The organism is Klebsiella sp. K-3 (assembly GCF_051207495.1).
GTDB classification, from domain to species: Bacteria; Pseudomonadota; Gammaproteobacteria; order Enterobacterales; family Enterobacteriaceae; genus Klebsiella; species Klebsiella aerogenes.
The window spans coordinates 47,680-66,948 of the sequence record NZ_JBPNXF010000001.1 but is presented as its reverse complement, the minus strand read 5'-3'; the positions used below and the strand labels follow the sequence as shown (position 1 = coordinate 66,948).

At 56.9% G+C, this 19,269-nt stretch carries 18 protein-coding genes; 5 read left to right on the top strand and 13 right to left on the bottom strand.

The window, feature by feature from the left end:
- Positions 1-51: 51 nt before the first annotated feature.
- The 3 genes from phoA to ACSEMK_RS00305 form a co-directional block, all read right to left on the bottom strand.
- Positions 52-1,467 (bottom strand): alkaline phosphatase, encoded by a 1,416-nt coding sequence (gene phoA, locus ACSEMK_RS00315; protein WP_435336268.1) that lies wholly within the window; start codon positions 1,465-1,467, stop codon positions 52-54.
- A 100-nt stretch (positions 1,468-1,567) separates the two neighbouring features.
- Positions 1,568-1,828: an anti-adapter protein IraP gene (gene iraP / locus ACSEMK_RS00310; protein WP_015368026.1), complete on the bottom strand. Its 261-nt coding sequence runs from the start codon at positions 1,826-1,828 to the stop codon at positions 1,568-1,570.
- Between the two features lie 310 nt (positions 1,829-2,138).
- Positions 2,139-3,338 (bottom strand): multidrug efflux MFS transporter, encoded by a 1,200-nt coding sequence (locus ACSEMK_RS00305; protein WP_087860419.1) that lies wholly within the window; start codon positions 3,336-3,338, stop codon positions 2,139-2,141.
- 302 nt (positions 3,339-3,640) lie between these two features.
- Here ACSEMK_RS00305 and ddlA point away from each other — a divergent pair, with 302 nt between their 5' ends.
- Positions 3,641-4,738 (top strand): D-alanine--D-alanine ligase, encoded by a 1,098-nt coding sequence (gene ddlA / locus ACSEMK_RS00300; RefSeq protein ID WP_308958594.1) that lies wholly within the window; start codon positions 3,641-3,643, stop codon positions 4,736-4,738.
- 52 nt (positions 4,739-4,790) lie between these two features.
- Here ddlA and ACSEMK_RS00295 read toward each other — a convergent pair whose 3' ends face one another.
- The gene (locus tag ACSEMK_RS00295; RefSeq protein WP_015368030.1) at positions 4,791-4,994 is read right to left on the bottom strand and encodes a DUF2754 family protein; all 204 of its coding nucleotides are present in this window, start codon (positions 4,992-4,994) and stop codon (positions 4,791-4,793) included.
- A gap of 244 nt (positions 4,995-5,238) precedes the next feature.
- Between ACSEMK_RS00295 and ACSEMK_RS00290 the strand changes: the two genes are divergently transcribed.
- The gene (locus tag ACSEMK_RS00290) at positions 5,239-5,544 is read left to right on the top strand and encodes a DUF2755 family protein (protein WP_435336267.1); all 306 of its coding nucleotides are present in this window, start codon (positions 5,239-5,241) and stop codon (positions 5,542-5,544) included.
- Here the strand turns inward: ACSEMK_RS00290 and ACSEMK_RS00285 are convergent.
- From ACSEMK_RS00285 to ACSEMK_RS00275, 3 genes are all read right to left on the bottom strand, one after another.
- The gene (locus ACSEMK_RS00285; protein WP_308958593.1) at positions 5,541-6,644 is read right to left on the bottom strand and encodes a DUF1615 domain-containing protein; all 1,104 of its coding nucleotides are present in this window, start codon (positions 6,642-6,644) and stop codon (positions 5,541-5,543) included. The genes ACSEMK_RS00290 and ACSEMK_RS00285 overlap by 4 nt on opposite strands.
- An 18-nt stretch (positions 6,645-6,662) precedes the next feature.
- Positions 6,663-7,883, bottom strand: coding sequence for a peptide antibiotic transporter SbmA (sbmA, locus tag ACSEMK_RS00280; protein ID WP_046884025.1), 1,221 nt, complete (start codon positions 7,881-7,883; stop codon positions 6,663-6,665).
- 116 nt (positions 7,884-7,999) lie between these two features.
- Entirely contained in the window at positions 8,000-8,512 is a 513-nt protein-coding gene (locus ACSEMK_RS00275; protein WP_183269041.1) for an isochorismatase family protein, read from the bottom strand.
- 221 nt (positions 8,513-8,733) lie between these two features.
- Between ACSEMK_RS00275 and ampH the strand changes: the two genes are divergently transcribed.
- The 3 genes from ampH (at position 8,734) to ACSEMK_RS00260 (ending at position 13,155) form a co-directional block, all read left to right on the top strand.
- Positions 8,734-9,894, top strand: coding sequence for a D-alanyl-D-alanine-carboxypeptidase/endopeptidase AmpH (gene ampH, locus ACSEMK_RS00270; RefSeq protein WP_020079517.1), 1,161 nt, complete (start codon positions 8,734-8,736; stop codon positions 9,892-9,894).
- A gap of 107 nt (positions 9,895-10,001) precedes the next feature.
- The gene (hemB, locus tag ACSEMK_RS00265; RefSeq protein ID WP_015704537.1) at positions 10,002-10,976 is read left to right on the top strand and encodes a porphobilinogen synthase; all 975 of its coding nucleotides are present in this window, start codon (positions 10,002-10,004) and stop codon (positions 10,974-10,976) included.
- A gap of 478 nt (positions 10,977-11,454) precedes the next feature.
- Positions 11,455-13,155, top strand: a complete 1,701-nt coding sequence (locus tag ACSEMK_RS00260; protein WP_430914453.1) for a lysophospholipid acyltransferase family protein — start codon at positions 11,455-11,457, stop codon at positions 13,153-13,155.
- 4 nt (positions 13,156-13,159) lie between these two features.
- Here the strand turns inward: ACSEMK_RS00260 and tauD are convergent, their stop codons facing one another.
- The 6 genes from tauD to mmuP all read right to left on the bottom strand — a co-directional run bounded on the left by tauD (position 13,160) and on the right by mmuP (position 19,124).
- On the bottom strand, positions 13,160-14,011 hold the full coding sequence (tauD, locus tag ACSEMK_RS00255; protein WP_015704533.1) for a taurine dioxygenase: 852 nt from the start codon (positions 14,009-14,011) through the stop codon (positions 13,160-13,162).
- Positions 14,008-14,835: a taurine ABC transporter permease TauC gene (tauC, locus tag ACSEMK_RS00250; protein ID WP_395226794.1), complete on the bottom strand. Its 828-nt coding sequence runs from the start codon at positions 14,833-14,835 to the stop codon at positions 14,008-14,010. Before tauC ends, tauD begins: the two co-directional genes overlap by 4 nt.
- Complete coding sequence (gene tauB, locus ACSEMK_RS00245) at positions 14,832-15,599, bottom strand: taurine ABC transporter ATP-binding subunit (RefSeq protein ID WP_045380937.1); 768 nt, start codon at positions 15,597-15,599, stop codon at positions 14,832-14,834. The genes tauC and tauB overlap by 4 nt, the downstream gene beginning before the upstream one ends.
- Positions 15,600-15,611: 12 nt before the next feature.
- The gene (gene tauA / locus ACSEMK_RS00240; protein ID WP_047042419.1) at positions 15,612-16,574 is read right to left on the bottom strand and encodes a taurine ABC transporter substrate-binding protein; all 963 of its coding nucleotides are present in this window, start codon (positions 16,572-16,574) and stop codon (positions 15,612-15,614) included.
- Between the two features lie 221 nt (positions 16,575-16,795).
- On the bottom strand, positions 16,796-17,728 hold the full coding sequence (gene mmuM, locus ACSEMK_RS00235) for a homocysteine S-methyltransferase (RefSeq protein ID WP_087859200.1): 933 nt from the start codon (positions 17,726-17,728) through the stop codon (positions 16,796-16,798).
- Positions 17,715-19,124: an S-methylmethionine permease gene (gene mmuP, locus ACSEMK_RS00230; protein WP_113373717.1), complete on the bottom strand. Its 1,410-nt coding sequence runs from the start codon at positions 19,122-19,124 to the stop codon at positions 17,715-17,717. Before mmuP ends, mmuM begins: the two co-directional genes overlap by 14 nt.
- Between the last annotated feature and the right edge of the window lie 145 nt (positions 19,125-19,269).

The window sequence follows — 19,269 nt, the reverse complement described above, 5'->3', positions numbered from 1 at the left end:
GCTATCAGCAAAAAAACCAGCCGGTAACGTAAATTCGTTACCGGCCGCGGGTTATTTCAGACCCAGCGCGTCTTTCATGGTGTAAAACAGATCGGTCTGGTCGGTGAGCCCCACCACGTTGCCCGCATGCGGTCCGTATGCGGCAATGCGCAGTTGGGTACCGGTGTGCTCCATTGACTCTTCTTCAGAGTTGCCATAGCTCATCACCATTACCGCGCCATCTTTAGTAGTCAGCGTCTGGGTCAGGCCCGGCGCTTTCGTGTCTGCCGGGATAATCTGGCTGGAGTGGGCGTGATCGGCGGTGACGATAACCAGGGTATTGCCCTCTTTTTTGGCAAATTCCAGCGCTTTCTGTACCGCTTCATCGAGGTCAACGGTTTCGCCAATCTGGCCGCAAGGGTTTGCGGCATGGTCCTGTTTATCGATAGACGCCCCTTCAACCTGCAGGAAGAATCCCTTTTCATTGTGGCTCAGGAGGTCAATCGCTTTTTCAGTCATCTGCGCCAGCGTCGGTACGGAAGCATCGCGTTTCGGGTTTGGCGTACAGGTTACCGGCGGCTTGTCGATATTGCCGTGATAAGAGGCTTTCGGGCCTTCCCACCGCACCGGCATATTGCCGTCGGAGAACAGACCGAGCAGCGGTTTACCCTGATTAGCTTCGCTGATAGCGGCGAGAGAGGCGGCGTCGGTCACAATCTGATAGCCGCGAGCGACCGCCTGCTCATGCAGGGTTTTCCCCTGCCACTCCCCCGCGGTCGCCGTTTCAGCAAAGGTCTTCGCCCCGCCGCCTAAAGAGACATCCGGACGGGCATTCAGCAGTTGTTCGGTGATAGAGCCCTTACCGCCTTTTTCCAGCGCGTTGCTGGCGCATTTTTCGCTGGTCACGCTGGGACCATAGCATTTACGCGAGGTCACATGGGCAACCTGCGCCGCCGGCGTCGCATCCTGCAGTTCAGCCGTCGAGACATTGCCGGTGGCAAAACCCGCGGCTTTCGCCAGCTCAAGGATGGTCTGATGATCTTTTTCGTGGATATCAACGCCCAGCGCGCCGTTATAGCTTTTCACGCCGGTGGTCCACGCGGTTGCCGAAGCGGCGGAATCCGTCACGTAATCCGGTTTGCCGGTTTTTTTATCCAGAGAATAATGGGTATATTGGCCCGTCAGCGGCAGGGCATCAATACCTTTAAAGAAACCGCCGGCGCCTTCGGCATAATTTCGTGCGGCGGTAATTTCTGAATCGCCCATACCATCGCCAATGAGCAAAATAATATTTTTCGCCGGTTTATTGATTAACGAAGCGCGCAGCGCTTCGGTCTGATCGCCCGTTAAACGGCGCGCGCCGCCTGGGGTCGTGATATCGCCCTGCGCCGCGCGATTTTCCAACACCGGCGAAGAAGTGGTTTGCGCATGAATAACCGGGGGAGCCAGCAGCGGTAACAGGGCAATAAAGAGGGCAGATAATTTCACTTTGTCGTCTCCATGTAAAAAATACTTAAAAAACAAAACGAGGGAGACTTTATAAAAGTGGTGTGACAGAAAAATGACAGCATCCTTACTGGTCACATGATTAGTTACGAGGATGCCGGAGCAGCTTTTTTATATATTGCTGCAGAAGCTGGGTGTCACGGTCGTCCACCAGCGGCCCGGGCTTTACCTGCTCCATTGCGGTTTCGATATCCTGAATCAAACGTTGCTGCGCATCCTCAGCCATATGGCGCAGCAGCGCGGTGACGACAATTTCCAGCGCCTCAACCTGTACCGTCAGTTCTTTTGCCTCTTCTTCTTTTTGCGCCAGATTGACCAACAGCTCGGCAATGAGATTTTTCATTACGCATTATCCTTAAGCAACATCCATAATGGCCTAGTTATGTCATACATCGGCATATCGATACCAGAATTATTTTCAAATAATAGGGTTATTCCTGCAATAATATTCAGCGAAACGTTTTTATTACCGCCAGGCAACAAAGGCAAAGCCCCTATTATTAATAGCCAAAAGATAATTCTATAACCAAATTTAATAGTAAATAATAAAATGGAATATGCGTCGCACTATTTAAGGATAACTAAAGGTAATGGTTAATAGCTATATCAGCTGATTAATATAAGGCGCCCTTATGAGCGCCCAATATTTTTATTTAAACGGCCGCGCGGCGGCTACGGCGTAACATAATCGCCAGTTGCCAGATATTAATCAGGACAATCAACGCAGTGGCAATAAACACCCAGCGGAAACCTGCCATTGCCGAGACCGAAGCGCCAATGAGCGGCCCGGCGACATTACCCAGATACATAAATGACTGGTTATAACCGAAAATACGCCCGGTGACGTTATCGCTGCAGTATTTCAAGAGCAGCGTCTGGACCGCCGGTAGCATCGCTCCGTCGGCAAAGCCCAGCAGGAAGCGCAATACTCCGAGCTGCAGCGGCGAGGTCACGAACGACATTGCGAAGAACATCACCACCGCGCAGCATAACGTCGCCAGCAGAATACGCGACGTCCCGATGCGATCGCCGAGTTTTCCCAGCCGAGGTGCGGAAATCAACGCCGAAATGCCCGGTACGGCGGCAATCATCCCCGCCAGAAACGCGATATTGTTGCTGTCTGGCGCCATCGACTTGATAAATAACGCCAGAATCGGCCCGATAGAGCCGTTACACAACTGGATAACCAAGGTTGTGAAAAACAGGCTAATTACCAACCCCGGATGCGTTAGCGTAGCAAAGACCGCTTTGCCGCTCAGACGCTCGGCTTTGCTTATTTGCGGCCGGGCGCCTTCTTTAATCAGAAATAACGTCACAAGGAAGCTGACCGTCAGTAAAATCGCGGTAATGAAAAACACCGCCCGCAGGCCGACGTGGTCGGCAAGAAAACCGCCGAGCAGCGGGCCGCCGATCACGCCACTTATCTGCGCTGTCGAGAGGGTACTCAGCGCCCAACCGCTGCGTTCACGCGGCACCTGCGAGGCCACCAGCGCCATGGCGTTGGGTATATAGCCTGAGGTCAGCCCCATTACCGCCCGCAAAATAAATAGCTGCCAAACGTTGGTCGCAAAAGCCTGTAGCAAAATCGCTATCGCCATGCCAAGGGAGGCGCGCAGCAGCATGAGTTTGCGCCCTTTGCGGTCTGCCAGGCTCCCCCACATCGGCGAGACAATCGCCGACACCAGGAACGTGACGCTAAAGGTCAAGCCCGACCACATCGACAGCGCTTCGTGTGAGGTAACGCCCAACTGAGAGACATACAGCGGTAAGAAGGGCAGAATTTGACTGATGGCGAGTCCGGTGAAAAAGCAGCCGAACCAGACAGAAATGAGATTAACCTTCCAGGATTCCATAACAACGCGTATTCATTAGTGTTTCGTTAATTATTATCTAGCTTAGCAATTTCCGTCTTCGCACGTAGTACCAGAGATGCGCATGCCGCGAGTTTGGTGTTTTATCGCCCTGACCGCGGAGTAGACAAACATAATCGAAGATAACCGCATTTTCGTCAGTGCGATGTGCTGACGCACACCGGCGCATAGCGGCGAATGCGCAGCATTTAACCCTCTGCGGCAAAGGGTAAAGATTCAGGCAGCCATCTCGCTAAAACACATGCTATGTTATGTGTTTTGATGTAATCAGGATGGAAGTTGAAATGGCTAAAATGAGGGTTGGGATCGTTTTTGGCGGTAAGTCGGCAGAACATGAAGTGTCGCTGCAGTCAGCCAAAAATATCGTCGAAGCAATTGATAAAACGCGCTTTGATGTTGTGCTGCTGGGAATCGATAAACAGGGGCTTTGGCATATCAACGATGCCAGCAACTATCTGCTGAACCCGCAGGATCCCGCCCATATCGCGCTGCGCCCATCGGACGTGACGCTGGCGCAAATTCCCGGTCGCGATGCCCATCAGTTGATCAACGCCGATAGCGGCCAGCCGCTGGCGGCCATCGACGTCATCTTCCCGATTGTTCACGGCACCCTTGGCGAAGATGGCTCGCTGCAGGGGATGCTGCGGATGGCGAATTTGCCGTTCGTCGGATCCGATGTGCTGGGCTCCGCCGCCTGCATGGATAAAGACGTCACTAAACGCCTGCTACGCGATGCCGGTCTGTCGATTGCGCCGTTCATCACCCTGACTCGCGCCAACCGCCAGCAGTTCAGCTTTGCCGATATCAAAGCGAAGCTGGGGCTACCGCTGTTTGTGAAGCCCGCGAACCAGGGTTCTTCCGTCGGCGTCAGCAAAGTGAAGAGCGAAGAAGAGTATCTGCAGGCCATCGCGTTAGCCTTTGAATTCGACCATAAAGTGGTGGTTGAACAAGGGATTAAGGGCCGTGAAATCGAATGTGCCGTGCTGGGCAATGATTATCCCGAGGCCAGCACCTGCGGGGAGATCGTACTCAATAGCGAATTCTATGCCTACGATACCAAGTATATTGATGATAAAGGCGCGCAGGTGGTGGTTCCGGCAGCCATCGCCCCGGAGATCAACGACAAAATCCGCGATATCGCCGTCCGCGCTTACCAAACGCTCGGCTGCAGCGGAATGGCCCGCGTGGACGTCTTCCTGACGGAAGATGACGAGGTGGTGATCAACGAAATCAACACGCTACCGGGCTTTACCAACATCAGTATGTATCCGAAGCTGTGGCAGGCCAGCGGTCTGGATTACACCAGCCTGATAAGCCGCCTGATCGAGCTGGCGCTGGAGCGCCACGCTGCCGACCGCGCGCTGAAAACCTCAATGAACTAAGCCTCTTTCCCGGGTAGCGGCGTATCGCCTTACCCGGGCTACCACGTCGTTATTACGCCTCTTCTGCCGGACGGCGGCGAATAACAAATCCCGCCAGCCAAAAGCTCACGACCCACGTCGCCAGACCAACGGCATAAGATTGCCAGCCCTGCGCGTCAAACCCCAACAGCCCTACCACGCCATTGAGAATAAAAATTAACCCCAGCGCAAACGCGTAGTAGTGCCAGTCACGGCGGATTTTGTCGGTCAGCTTCATAACGACTCCTGCAGAAAAAAAACATCATCGCATAGCCGCCCGCCGCGCCAACAAGATTGTTCGCACAATGCGAAGCCGCTCTCCCTTTTGGGGCAATGCGGGCCCGCCGACAGTTTTGTCAAAACAGGATTATTCCTGGCAGAAATTACCAGCAATCTGATACAGGGAAACGACCGGCGCTGCCAGAATTCCTGTCTATAGAGCTGGAGGAAAAACCAGCGGAACAGGTGTTGCGGAGGTTTATATGGCTGAATTTACGTTTTCAAAGACGCTGATGGGGAGCAACAAAAAGAAGGTATCGATCACCAGCGGTAACATTGCCTACGCGCTTTTTGTTCTGCTGTGCATCTGGGTCGGCGCGCAAATGTTGAGCATGCTGGTACACGCGCCAGGCGTATTCGAACATCTCATTCAGATTCAGGATACCAACCGCCCGCGTATTGAGATTGGGCTCGGCGTCGGTACCCTGTTCGGTTTAATTCCATTCCTGTTTGGTAGCCTGCTGGTCGGCGCGCTGGGGCTTATCCTGCGCTGGTACCATAACCGTTAACGACGCGCCATACAGCTGGCGCGGCGATCGTCGACCCGCTTAGCAAACCACGCGGTAGTAAGATTGCGGGTGATTTTCGGGCTCTCAAGCTGGATCCCTGGCAACATCTCGCGCGGAAGCGTTTTCCCGGCCTTTTTCTCGGCGATTTTGAATATTTTCTTATACAAATCGCTCTCTTCAAACGCCAGGCTGTCACCCTTCTTCAGTTGACGATGGATATCGCTATCGCTCATCCCCAACTGCCCGGCTAAACGGCGCACCGCCAGCTCAGTCGTTCCGGGTTCATCGCTGTCATAACGAATAAGATCGCCATCCAGCGCCAGCTTAACGCCGGTGGCTTTAACCACCGCATTCTGGAAGGCGGCATTACGGCTGGCATACCAACCGGCATTGAAATCAGCAAAGCGGTACAGCGGCACACTGTAGTTAGCCGGGTAGTTCAGCAGATGATAGGTGCCGAACCACAACCCGCCACGTAGACTGAAAACCTCCTGGCGCACGGTGCCGTCCATTTTCCACGGATAACCATCGGTGTGCTGCTGGGCAAAGGCGATGCTTACCTGCATCGGCCCGCCGGTATGCACCGGATTGAGGGAGCCGAACAGCTTCTGGCCCATCGGCACCATGCCAATGAAGTCATCAAAAATCGCGCTCAGCTGTTTTTCCGTTTTGACGTTATCGAGGCGCTCGCTGTAACTTTTACCGTTCGGCGAGGTGATTTTCAGCGCGGTATGCACCAGAAATACCGGGATATGCATTTTCTCCGCCCGGCGGTCAATTTCCTGCCAGGCTATTTTGCTTAGCCCCGGCACCGCCGGATCGGCCTGATAATTTGATTCCTGCTGGGCGACCGCCAGCACCGAACAGACATTTTCTTCCGTCGGCGCCAGCTTCTGGCTGTCAAAGGTTTTGGCAATCGCCTGCGCCCAGGCCTCGCGGTCTTTGACGCTAGCGGGCATTTTTTGCCGCACCACGGCGGCGACATCCACCGGCTTCTCGCCTTCTTTCAACTTAGGCGCCTGCTGGCTGGTACAGGCGCTCAGCACCAACCCGGCCAGCAGCGTTAAAGAGAGTGAAACACTGCGAGAAACCTGCGCCATAAACCTTCCTTGCATTCATTAATTAACGGTTGAAGAGACTTCCTGCAGCCCTTTGTTATCCAGTTCGCGCTCAAAGCTGCGCAGACGTTTATAGATGGACATCAGTTCCACCAGCGTGGTCCACGAACTAATCAGATACTGGAACGAGCCGCGTACCTGGCCGAACACGTTGGTGATCTGGGTCATCAGGCCGAGCGTAATCGTACCGGCGACAATCGACGGAAACAGCAGGAACAAGCCGAAAACGTTATCCACCTGCAGGTAAAGAATACGGGCGATATTGAAATACATATAGTGGAAATAGAGACGGAAGTAGTTGTGGCGCACCGCGCTGAACAGCTCGCGCACGGTCGGCGGCGTGGCGCGGTTGGCGTCGTCCTCGCCATACACCAGCTCTTTACGATAGGCGGCTTCTACGCGCTGGTTTTTAAATTGCAGGCCCGGCAGCTTGATCCCGACCACCGCCAGCAGCCCGGTTCCCATTAGCGACCACACGATAGCGGCGATCACAAGTCCATACGGTAAATGACCAACGATCGGCAGGTCCGGCACATGCGCCGACAGCGAAACTAGCACCGGCAGGAAGGCGATCAGGGTCATTACCGCATTAATAAAGCTTACGCCCATATCTTCAAGCGTCGCGGCGAAGCGCATGGTGTCTTCCTGCACACGCTGAGCGGCACCTTCGATATGGCGCAGATGCTGCCAGTGCTCCATATAGTGTTCGTTCATCGCGGTACGCCAGCGGAACACATAGTGGCTGACGAAGAAGTTATTCAGCACGCCAATCACCACCGCAATCAGCGCGATACCGAGAAAAATACCAATCTCGTGGTAGAACTGATTGATGCTGACCTTATGGGGCGTGGCCAGCGCGCTCTGAATCAAATCATAGAACGGCGCATACCAGGCGTTGATCGCCACCCCAACTTCCACCAAAAACCAGGTGACAAAAATAATCAACGAGGTGCCGAGAATCGACCAGTATTGCCAGCGATGCGGGCTATAGATAAACCAGAACAGCGCGAAGGCGCCGACGCAGAACAGGTAATACGCGTAAAACACCAGATAGTTGAGCGACCAGAACCGCGCCGCGCTGATGGCGACATCCTGCGATGCGCCGGTTATCCGCAGCAGCCAGTCGCCGCCGCCCGCCTGCCAAAAGATCACCGCCAGCAGCGACCAGATAAAGGCAGAAATAAAAAACGGCCCCGGTTTGGGGAAAAAAGCTTTAAACATCGTACTCTCCTGCTAACTTCTTATCGTTCTGTTTTTGCTGTGTACCACACGTACGCCCGCCGCAACGCGCGGCGGCGAAGTAAAGCGGACCCATGATGAGACCGGATATCAGCGACTTAGTTCGTCTGCCATTCGGCAAGAATTGTTTCTACGGGTTTCACGCGTAAAGGATTACCAGGGAGGATGAAGGTCCGCCACACCTCGTTATAGTGAGCGATCAGCGTTTTGGCTTCAGCGGCGGCGCGGTTAGCGGTGGTATGGGCATCTTCGGCGATGGTGATGGCATAGCCGCGGCTGGCGCCGTTTTTGATGGTGGTATCGACGCAATAATCGGTCGCGCAGCCGCAAATAACAAAATCGTGAGTTCCGCTCTCGCGCAGCACCTGTTCAAGATCGGTTTTATAAAATGCATCACAGGCCGTTTTGGTGACGTAGCGCGCCCCGGCGGGTTGCGCCAGTTCAGGCAGCAGCGCAAACCCCTCGCTTCCCTCTTCCAGGCCGCCCGCTTCAGCGTGCTGAATGAAAATAACGCTATCGGCGGCGTGAATCAGGCGATTGATTTGCGCCACGCAGCGTTCGCGATCGATACGCGGCGTCTCGAATACGCCGTTTTGCATATCCACTACCATCAGAACCCGTTGAGATGCCATCACCACTCTCTTTTATAAGATGAATAAGAGCTTAATCATACGCGTCAGGCGGAAAAGCAGATATCTGAAAGCGGAAAAAAGTCATTTTTACGCACCGTTACGCTTTTCTGTGAAATATTGTCGTTATTCCCACTTTGCTCGCCGCGACTTCGTAGTATAAATACGGTGTATATTCCCCTAATAAACGATGGATGCCTCCGTTGAAACGTAGTTTGCTCATTTTTGCTGCGCTGTGCGCGGCGTCGTGGACCTCAGCCCAGGCGGTTCAGCCGAGCGTTGATCCGGTATTTACTTCTGATGTGGTCGACCGCTTCGCCGAACATATTTATTACGGCAGCGGCGCCACCGGCATGGCGATGGTGGTTATTGACGGCAACCAGCGCGTATTCCGCAGCTTCGGCGAAACCCGTCCGGGTAATAATCAGCATCCACAATTGGATTCCGTTATCCGTATCGCCTCTCTGAGTAAGCTGATGACCAGTGAAATGTTGGTGAAACTGCTCGATCAGGGAGTGGTTAAGCTTGACGATCCGCTGAGTAAATACGCCCCGCCTGGCGCGCGCGTGCCAACCTACCAGGGTGTACCGATTACGCTGGTCAATCTCGCGACCCACACCAGCGCCCTGCCGCGCGAGCAGCCGGGCGGCGCGGCGCATCGCCCGGTTTTCGTCTGGCCGACCCGCCAGCAGCGCTGGAACTGGCTGTCGACGGCAACGCTTAAAACCACGCCGGGTTCGCAGGCGGCCTATTCCAACCTGGCCTTCGACCTGCTAGCCGATGCGCTATCGACCGCCGCCGGTAAGCCTTACCCGCAGCTGTTTGAAGAACAAATCACCCGCCCGCTCGGCATGAAGGACACCACCTTTACGCCATCGCCGGACCAGTGTCAGCGCCTGATGGTGGCGGAGAAAGGCGCCAGCCCGTGTAATAACACCCTCGCGGCCATCGGCAGCGGCGGTGTGTATTCGACGCCGGGCGATATGATGCGCTGGATGCAGCAGTTCCTCTCTTCAGATTTCTATACCCGCGGCCAGCAGGCCGATCGCATGCAGACGCTGATTTATCAACGTACCCAGCTCACCAGAGTGATTGGCATGGATGTCCCGGGTAAAGCCGATGCGCTGGGTCTGGGCTGGGTTTACATGAAGCCGAAAAACGGCCATCCGGGTATTATTCAGAAAACCGGCGGCGGCGGCGGATTTATTACCTATATGGCGATGAACCCGCAGGCTAACGTCGGGGTCTTCGTGGTTGTGACCCGTTCCGCGTTGACCCGCTTCAGCGCCATGAGCGACGGCGTCAACGACCTCGTCAGCGCCTTAAGCGGCGTGCAGCCGAATATGGAAACCGCCAGCCAGTAATCGTTGCGGGATGTTTTGCCACTGATTGTTAAGGATCGTTTTGGCGAAACATCCCGCTGTCGTTTGCGGTACACTACCTTCTTTCATTTCACAAAATCAGGCAAACCATGACAGATTTAATCACTCGCCCACGCCGCCTGCGTCAATCCGCCTCGCTGCGCGCCATGTTTGAAGAGACAACACTGAGTTTGAACGACCTGGTGTTGCCGATCTTTGTTGAAGAAGAAATTGACGATTACAAAGCCATCGAAGCGATGCCTGGCGTCATGCGTATTCCGGAAAAACATCTGGCGCGCGAAATTGAGCGCATCGCCAACGCCGGTATTCGTTCAGTGATGACCTTTGGTATTTCCCACCATACCGACGCGACCGGTAGCGATACCTGGAATGAAAACGGTCTGGTGGCGCGCATGACCCGTATCGCCAAACAGGCGGTGCCGGAAATGATCGTCATGTCCGATACCTGCTTCTGCGAATATACCTCGCACGGCCACTGCGGCGTGCTGTGCGAGCACGGCGTCGATAACGATGCGACTCTGGAAAACCTCGGTAAGCAAGCGGTTGTCGCCGCGGCCGCCGGCGCTGATTTCATCGCGCCTTCCGCCGCGATGGACGGCCAGGTACAGGCGATCCGCCGTTCGCTGGATGCCGCAGGCTTTACCAATACCGCAATTATGTCCTACTCGACCAAATTCGCCTCATCGTTCTACGGCCCGTTCCGTGAAGCCGCCGGTACCGCGCTGAAAGGCGATCGTAAAACCTACCAGATGAGCCCGATGAACCGTCGCGAGGCAATCCGCGAGTCGCTGCTCGATGAAGCGCAGGGCGCGGACTGCCTGATGGTGAAACCGGCTGGCGCCTATCTGGATATCCTGCGTGATATCCGCGAGCGCACCGACCTGCCGCTCGGCGCTTATCAGGTCAGCGGCGAGTACGCGATGATCAAATTTGCCGCGCAGGCTGGCGCTATCGACGAAGAGAAAGTGGTGCTGGAAAGCCTTGGCGCAATTAAACGCGCAGGCGCGGACCTGATCTTCAGCTATTTCGCCCTCGATCTGGCCGAGAAAAAAATTCTGCGTTAAACCTTCCCTCTCCCCGGTGGCGCTAACGCTTACCGGGGCTACCAACCAAATGCCAAATCGTAGATATTATTATCAGTTTGCAACTGTTTCATTCCTGGAGAAACAGTTATTCTATGCTGTTTCCGGGCACATTGCGCTCCCGAAATGTCTTCTGCGTTATGTCTCTCATGGCATAGGGAGCGCACAGGGGGCGGCCAGTCGCCGCCGCCCCCTGTACCCCCGGGCTCTGGCCACCAACACCGGCAGTTTCAGTAGCCATGGATACAAGGGTAGAGCTCTGCAGCGCGCAATGGCACGGACTGTAGGTCGGGTAAGGCGTAGCCGCCACCCGACAAAAAAACGGCGCTGCGGGTCGCCCGGATGAGGCGTGAGCCGCTATCCGGGAAACCTCACCTGCTGAGACCGAATCTTCACCGAATTGTAATCTGAACGACATCTGCGCCTTCTACTGTCTGGGCAGGACAGAGGAGGAGTCACTATGTTTAGTCTCGACAACGTTCTCGATGACCTGTGGCCACAGGCAAGGCTCGCCCCCTGGCAGAAAAAGGTGTTGAAAAAGCTTCTACATGAAGAAGAGTTCCAGCAATTTGCCGCCCGCCATCGTCACCTGAAAGGACTGGATACGGTCGAACAGGTCCTCGAACATCTCAATATCCGCTGCGCTATCCCGGCGCATGACCTTGAACAAATCCCCGAACATGGCCCGCTGGTGATTATCGCCAACCATCCGACCGGCACGCTCGATGGACTCGCTCTGCTCTATGCAGTCTCCCGCGTACGGCGCGATGTCAAAGTCGTCACTAACCGCATGCTGACCCATCTTGAACCGCTGAGCTCGCTGTTTATTCCGGTGGATAATATCAACGGCCGTACCGCCAAAGCGGCGCTGCAGCAGATGGATCAACAGCTTCAGCAGGGCGGCGTGCTGATCTTCTTCCCGGCGGGGGAAGTCTCGCGTCTGACCCGCCGCGGCATCCGTGATAAAAAATGGCATCCCGGCTTCATCAAGCTGGCGGCGAAATACCGCGCGCCGCTGCTGCCGGCCTGGATCCGCGCCCACAACAGCCCGCTGTTCTACGCCAGCGCCCTGCTCTCCGATAATCTGCCGCTGCTGCTATTAATGCAGCAGATGTTTCGCCGCCGCGATAGCAGCTTGCCGTTACGCATTGGCCAGCAAATCGCGTGGTCATCGTGGCATCAGCCGCCGCTTTCCGCCCGCGAACTGGCGGACCGGTGCTACCGCCACGTCGAGCGCCTCGGTAAAGGACATCCCGGCCTGTTTAAAAGCGAAAGCGCGATCGCCCGCCCGGAAGACCGCGCGCTGCTCAAACGCGAGCTGGCAAAAACCGAATGTCTGGGCAAAACCGCGGACGGTAAGCTGATTTATCTATGGCAGCGCAACGGTCAGGAAGAGGCGCCGCTGCTTCGCGAACTGGGCCGTCTGCGGGAGATAGCCTTCCGGGCGGTCGGCGAAGGCAGCGGCAAACGCCGCGATATCGATAGCTACGATGATGACTACCTGCACCTGATTTTATGGGATGAAGAAGATCTGGAGATCGTCGGCGCCTACCGTTTTATGCCTACCGCCATGCAACTGGAAAAACGGGGACTGGAGGGCATCTACAGCTACAGCCTGTTCCACTACGACGCGCGGATGGACGATATTCTACAGCACGGGATTGAACTGGGGCGCAGTTTCATTCAGCCGCGCTACTGGGGACGCCGGGGGCTGGATTATCTCTGGTCAGGCATCGGCGCCTGGCTGGCGCGAAACCCGAACTATCGCTATCTTTTTGGCCCGGTCTCGATTTCAGGCGGACTGCCGCCCGATGCCCGCGATTTGCTGGTCGCCTTCTACCGCTTATGGTTTCCGGCGACGCATCCGCTGGCCAAATCCCGCCGCCCCTACCCAGCTTCGCTACCCGAGGTGCTGGCGCAGTTTGGCGGCGAGAATTACACCGAAGACCTGACGCGGCTGAAGTCGCTGCTCGGCAACCTCGGCTGCGGCATCCCGCCGCTGTATAAACAGTACTCGGAAGTGTGCGAGCCGGGCGGCGTGCAGTTTATCGATTTCGGCAGCGACCCGGACTTTAATCACTGCGTCGATGGGCTGGTGCTGGTGGATTTAACCTACCTGAAAGCCAACCGCTACCAGCGCTACATCGGCGCGCATCTCTAGCCGTTTATCCCGCCCGGTAGAACGGCTTATCGCCAAGAATTGTCGCGCGGTGCATGATGCGCCGCTGCGGCAGATAGTCGGCGTTAGCGTAATGCTGCGTCACCCGGTTATCCCAAATCGCCACGTCGTTCGGCTGCCAGCGCCAGCGCACCTGGAATTCCGGTTTAGTGACGTGAGCAAACAGGAAGTTCAGCAGCGCCTCGCTCTCTTTCTCGCTGACATCCACAATGCGGGTGGTAAACCCTTCATTGACAAACAGCGCCTGCTTACCGGTTACCGGATGGGTACGTACCACCGGGTGCAACAGCGGCGGGTTCTTCGCCACCGCCTCGCGCCAGCGCTGATGCTCCGCTTCCGTCTTGTTGTACTTGTACTCCTGGAACGATTTGCGGAAATCGTGCTCCGCGCGTAACCCGCTCAACAGCTGGCGGAACGGTTCGGATAGCGCCTCCCAGGCGGCAATACCGCTGGTCCACAGGGTATCGCCGCCGGTAGAAGGTAACTCCTTCGCCGCCAGAATCGCCCCTGCCGGCGGCGTGTCGATAAAGGTCACGTCGGTATGCCAGTTATCGTTGTCCGGCGGATTATCGTTATGGGTATCCAGTACGATAATTTCATCCACGCCCGGCGCATGCGGATAGACCGGATGAATATGCAAATCGCCAAAACGTAACGCCAGATCGCGCTGCTGTTGCGGGGTGATATTTTGCTCGCGCAGGAACACCACCTGATGGCGCAGCACCGCGTGGTATAGCTGCTCAAACTGATTGTCGCTTAACGGACGGGTCAAATCGGCTCCGGCCACCTGCGCGCCAATATACGGCCCCAACGGGGTAATGCTCAGACGTTCACTCATTGTACTTCTCCATGCCAGGGCGTCAGGCGGCGCTGCAACGCGCGCAGTCCCAGTTCCAGAACAAATGCGATTATCGCAATCACCGCGATCCCGGCTAACACCACATCGGTCGCCAGGAATTCACCGGCGGATTGCACCATAAAACCTAAGCCGCGAGTGGCGGCAATCAGCTCCGCCGCCACCAGCGTCGACCAACCGACGCCAAGGCCAATGCGCAGGCCGGTGAGAATTTCCGGCAGCGCGCCCGGCAGGATCACCAGCCACAGCACCTGAGCGCGACTGGCCCCTAAAGACTGCGCGGCGCGAATACGGACCTGCTGCGCGCTTTTTACCCCCGCCAGCGTCGACATCACTACCGGGGCAAAAATCGCCAGATAGATCAGTAAGATTTTCGGTGTTTCGCCAATGCCGAACCAGATGATCACCAGCGGCAGCCACGCCAGCGGCGGTACCGGACGATACAGTTCGATCAGCGGGTCGAGGATCCCGCGTACCGTTTGGCTCAATCCCATGGCGATCCCCACCGGTACGCCGACGATCGCCGCCAGTACCAGCGCGATGGCGATACGCGTCAGGCTCGCCGCCAAATGCTGCCACAGGGTCGCGTCCATAAAGCCTTGCGGCCCGGCAATGGTGAGTAGCTTCTGCAATACCTGCCACGGCGAGGGTAAAAACAGCGGGCTAATCAGCTGCAACGCGGTCACCGCCCACCAGATAGCCAGCAACACCGCCAGCGTCGCTACGCTAAGGGTCAACTGCCGTGATAGCGGCCAGCGCCACTTCAGCGCGCGCTGGCGCGGTTTATCATTGAGGACCACGCTCATGAGAAAGCCTCCCGTTGTTCGAACACCCGGCTAAGCACATATTCGCGCTGGGCGATAAATTGCGGATCCGATTTAATGCTACGGCAGGATTCACCGGCGACAAAACGGCGGCCAAACTCCAGCGGCAGGCGTTCCTGCACCCGCCCTGGCCCCGGCGACAGCAGCACCAGCTCGCTGGCCATAAATACCGCCTCTTCGATATCGTGGGTAATCAACAGCACCTGCTTGCCGGTTTCATGCCACAGGCGCAGCAGCAGGGTTTGCATCTGCTCGCGAGTAAAGGCATCCAGCGCGCCGAAGGGCTCATCCAGCAGCAAAAGCTGCGGATCCGCCGCCAGCGCGCGCGCAATACCGACGCGCTGACGCTGGCCGCCGGAAAGCTGCCAGATAAAGCGTTTTTCCGCCCCCTGCAGGCCGACTTTTTTCAACATCTGCGCGGCGATTTCCCGGCGTTGGGTCTTTTCAACCCCCGCCAGCTGTAATCCCAGCGCGACGTTATCCAGCACGTTGCGCCACGGCAACAGGCCTTCATTTTGAAACACCACGCCGCGATCGGCGCCCGGCCCGTCGATGCGACGGCCTTCGAGAGTGATGCTGCCGTGCTGGTAAGGCACGAATCCGGCAATCAGGTTCAGCAGCGTGGTTTTGCCGCAGCCGGAGGGGCCCAGCACCACCAGCAGTTCGCCGCTGTCCAGCGTCAGGTTGATATCCGCCAGCGCTGGTTTACCGCCATAATCAGCGGAGAGATGCGAGATTTGCAGCATCGGAGCCTCCTTTTATTTCACGAAACGGTCGGTAACGAACTGGCTATAATCGGTTCCTGCGGCCGGCACTTTGCCCTGCTCTTTGAGGAATTTCGCGGTATCGATAATCGCCTGGTTCACCGGGCCGTTAAGCTCCTGCGCCTGCTGGGCGGCGGTAAGATAGGTATTGCCTTTGACTAACACCGGCACATCCGCCTCCGGCACGCCGCTCAGTCGCGACAGCTTGCTGAGATTTTCCGGCTGCTTCAGCCACGCATCCGGGTTGGCGATATAGGGCTGCTGCGCGTCGATGGCGCTTTTAGCGAAAGCTTTCACGATTTCCGGATGCTGCTCGGCAAAGTCTTTACGTACGACCCAGACATCCAGCGTCGGCGCGCCCCATTGCCCCACCTGCGCGGAGTCGGTCAGCACCTTGCCCTCTTTTTCCAGTTCGTTAACGGCTGGCGCCCACACGTAAGCGCCATCGATATCGCCGCGCTGCCAGGCGGCAATAATCGCCGGCGGCTGCAGGTTGATAATCTGCACCTGACCCGGTTTGATTCCCCAATGTTTCAGCGCGGAAAGCAGGCTGTAGTGGGTGGTCGAAATAAACGGTACCGCAATGCGTTTGCCAATCAGATCTTCCGGCTTAGTGATATCTTTTTTCACCACCAGCGCTTCGGAATTCCCAAGCTTTGAGGCCAGCAGGAACACTTCAATCGGTACTTGCTGAGTGGCGGCCACCGCCAGCGGGCTGGAACCGAGGTTGCCGATTTGCACATCGCCTGAGGCCAGCGCGCGTACGATGCTGGAGCCGCTGTCGAATTTACGCCAGTCAACGGTAGCGCCGCTGGCTTTGGCGAAGGTGTTGTCCGCCTGGGCGACTTTCGCCGGTTCAGCGGAGGTTTGATAGGCGACGGTGACGTTAACCGCCTGAGCCTGGAAGGCAGCGAAAGCCAGCGCCGCCAGAAGAGTAATTCGCGATGTGAATGCCATAGTGTCTGCTTCCCCTTAGTTGTTATGGGTGCAGTATTTCCGGCATCAGCGTGGAGATGAAGTAATTAAAAATTCTGCCTAATAGCGAATCGTTTTTAGAAGAAAATCGGGATTAGATAGTTAAAAACAGGGATTAAAGAAATGGGTTCCCCCGGCTCGCGGTACTGGTAGCCCGGATCAGGCGCGGAGCGCCGCCATCCGGGGGGAAAGAAATACAGGTGTTAGCGGCCCGCCGCCAGCGCGGCGATATCCTGCGGCGTGGTGCGACAGCAGCCGCCAATCAGCCTGGCGCCAGCCGCCAGCCACTGCGGCAGATAGGCCGCAAGCGTCGCGCAGGCTTCGCCGTGATGATGCCAGGTCTTGGTCAGCGCATCATAGTGCTCGCCGGAGTTAGGATAGACCACCAGCGGCAGCGACGTCAGACTGTGCAGGTGCTGCAGCGCGGCGGTGGTATTTTCCAGCGCGATACAGTTAATCCCCAGCGCCAGCACCTGAGGATTATCGGCCAATACCGCAACAACCTCGCGCAGCGGCGTGCCGTCACTGAGATGTTCGGCATCGCGCAGGGTCAACGAGAACCAGGCGCGGGCGCGCGGGTAGTCACGCAGCAGCGCCGCCAGCGCCGTGATTTCGGCAAACGACGGCAACGTTTCACAGGCCAGTAGATCCGCCCCGGCATCCAGCAGCGCTTCGACGCGCGGACGGTGGAACGTCTGAAACGCCTCCGCGCTGCGCTGATAATCGCCGCGATACTCAGAGCCATCCGCCAGATAAGCGCCATATGGCCCGACCGACCCGGCCACCAGCAGCGTTCCCGCCTGCGGGTTTTCCGCCAGATACGCCTCGCGGGCTTTACGCGCCAGCTCGACGCTTTTACCTATCAGCGCCTTCGACTGCGCCTCATCCAGTCCGCGGGCGGCAAAGCCTGCCGGTGTTGCCTGATAGCTGGCGGTGATCGCCACCTGTGCGCCAGCGCGGAAATAGTCGAGATGCACATCGCGGATCAGCTGCGGGTTTTCCAGCAGTACCTTCGCCGACCATAAACTATCGGCCAGATTGCAGCCGCGCGCTTCCAGTTCCGTCGCCATCGCGCCGTCCAGCAGCACGAACGGTTGCGTTTCAAGGATAGCGGTTAGCGGATTATTCTGCGGCATGTTGCGGCTCCTGAGTTAATTTCCGTGTACGAGTCAGATAGTAAGCACCATAACACAGCGCGACGAACGGGATCCCGCACCACAGCGCAATACGCTGGCTTGGGTCAAAGGCCAGCCCCACGCAGGCCACCAGGCAGAGGACAAACCCCAGCGCCGGCACCAGCGGATACCACGGCGCGCGATAGTGCAGCTCGCTTAACGCTTTGCCCTGCTGCAGATGGCGGCGGCGGAAGACAAAATGCGACGCGCAGATGCTCAGCCATACCGCGACCACCGCAAAACCGGAAATCGCCGACAGCGCAACAAACACCGTATCCGGCGCGACTACGCTGGAAAATAGCGCCAGCACGCCGCCCAGCATGCTCACCGACAGCGCGGTTAGCGGCACGCCGCGTTTATTCACTTTGGCAAAGCAGGCTGGCAACGTCTTCTCATTTGATAGCGACCACAGCATCCGTCCGGAGGCATACAGGCCGGAGTTGGCCGCCGACAAAATCGCGGTCAGGATCACGAAGTTAAAAATATCCGCCGCATAAGGAATGCCGACCTTTTCAAACACCAGTACGAACGGGCTTTTTTCCACCCCCGCCTGCTGCATCGGGATCAGCGCCGCGAGCACGAAAACGGTGCCGATAAAGAAAATAATCAGCCGGGCAATAGTGGTGCGGATCGCGACCGGTATCACCTGATGCGGGTTTTGCGTCTCGCCGGCGGCGATGCCGATAAGTTCGGTGCCCGAGAAAGCGAAGTTCACCGCCACCATGGTCATCAGGATCGGCAGGCCGCCATGAGGGAACCAGCCTTCGGCGGTGATGTTATGCAGCCCCGGCGCCGGTGAACCGTCGGTCAGCGGAATAAAGCCGAAGATGGCCGCGCCGCCGAGAATAATAAAAGCAATGATGGTGATCACTTTGACCAGCGAGAACCAAAATTCGCCTTCGGCAAAGAAGCGGGTAGAGATAACATTCAGGGCGAAAATCACCGCGCAGAAAATCACGCACCAGACCCACACCGGCACCTGCGGGAACCAGTACTGCATACAGAACCCGGCGGCGGTAAAGCTCGAGCCGAGCGCCACGGTCCAGGTCAGCCAGTAGAGCCACGCCACGGTATAGCCGGTCGCCGGGCCGAGATAACGCGCGGCATACACGTGAAAGGCGCCGGTTTCCGGCATCGCCACCGACAGTTCGCCAAGACACTGCATCACCAGCCAGACCACTAGCGCGCCGATCAGATACGCCAGCAGCGTGCCCGCCGCGCCGGTGGTCGAGATAATATAGCCGGTATTGAAGAATAATCCTGTGCCAATGACGCCGCCCAGCGAGAGCATAATCAGGTGGCGCGTTTTCATGGTGCGCTTAAGTTGCCCACCTTGTTGTTGTGATGTTGTTTGCATATTGCCTTCTTTATGTATGGACGTCTAAACATCCAAATGAAGGTCATTTATACCGTGACGGCGGGGAAATTGCAAAACGGGGAAGGGAAAAAAACAGGGCGAACAGGAGTAGGAGCCTGGGTTTAAAGCTGCTTGGGCTGCGGAG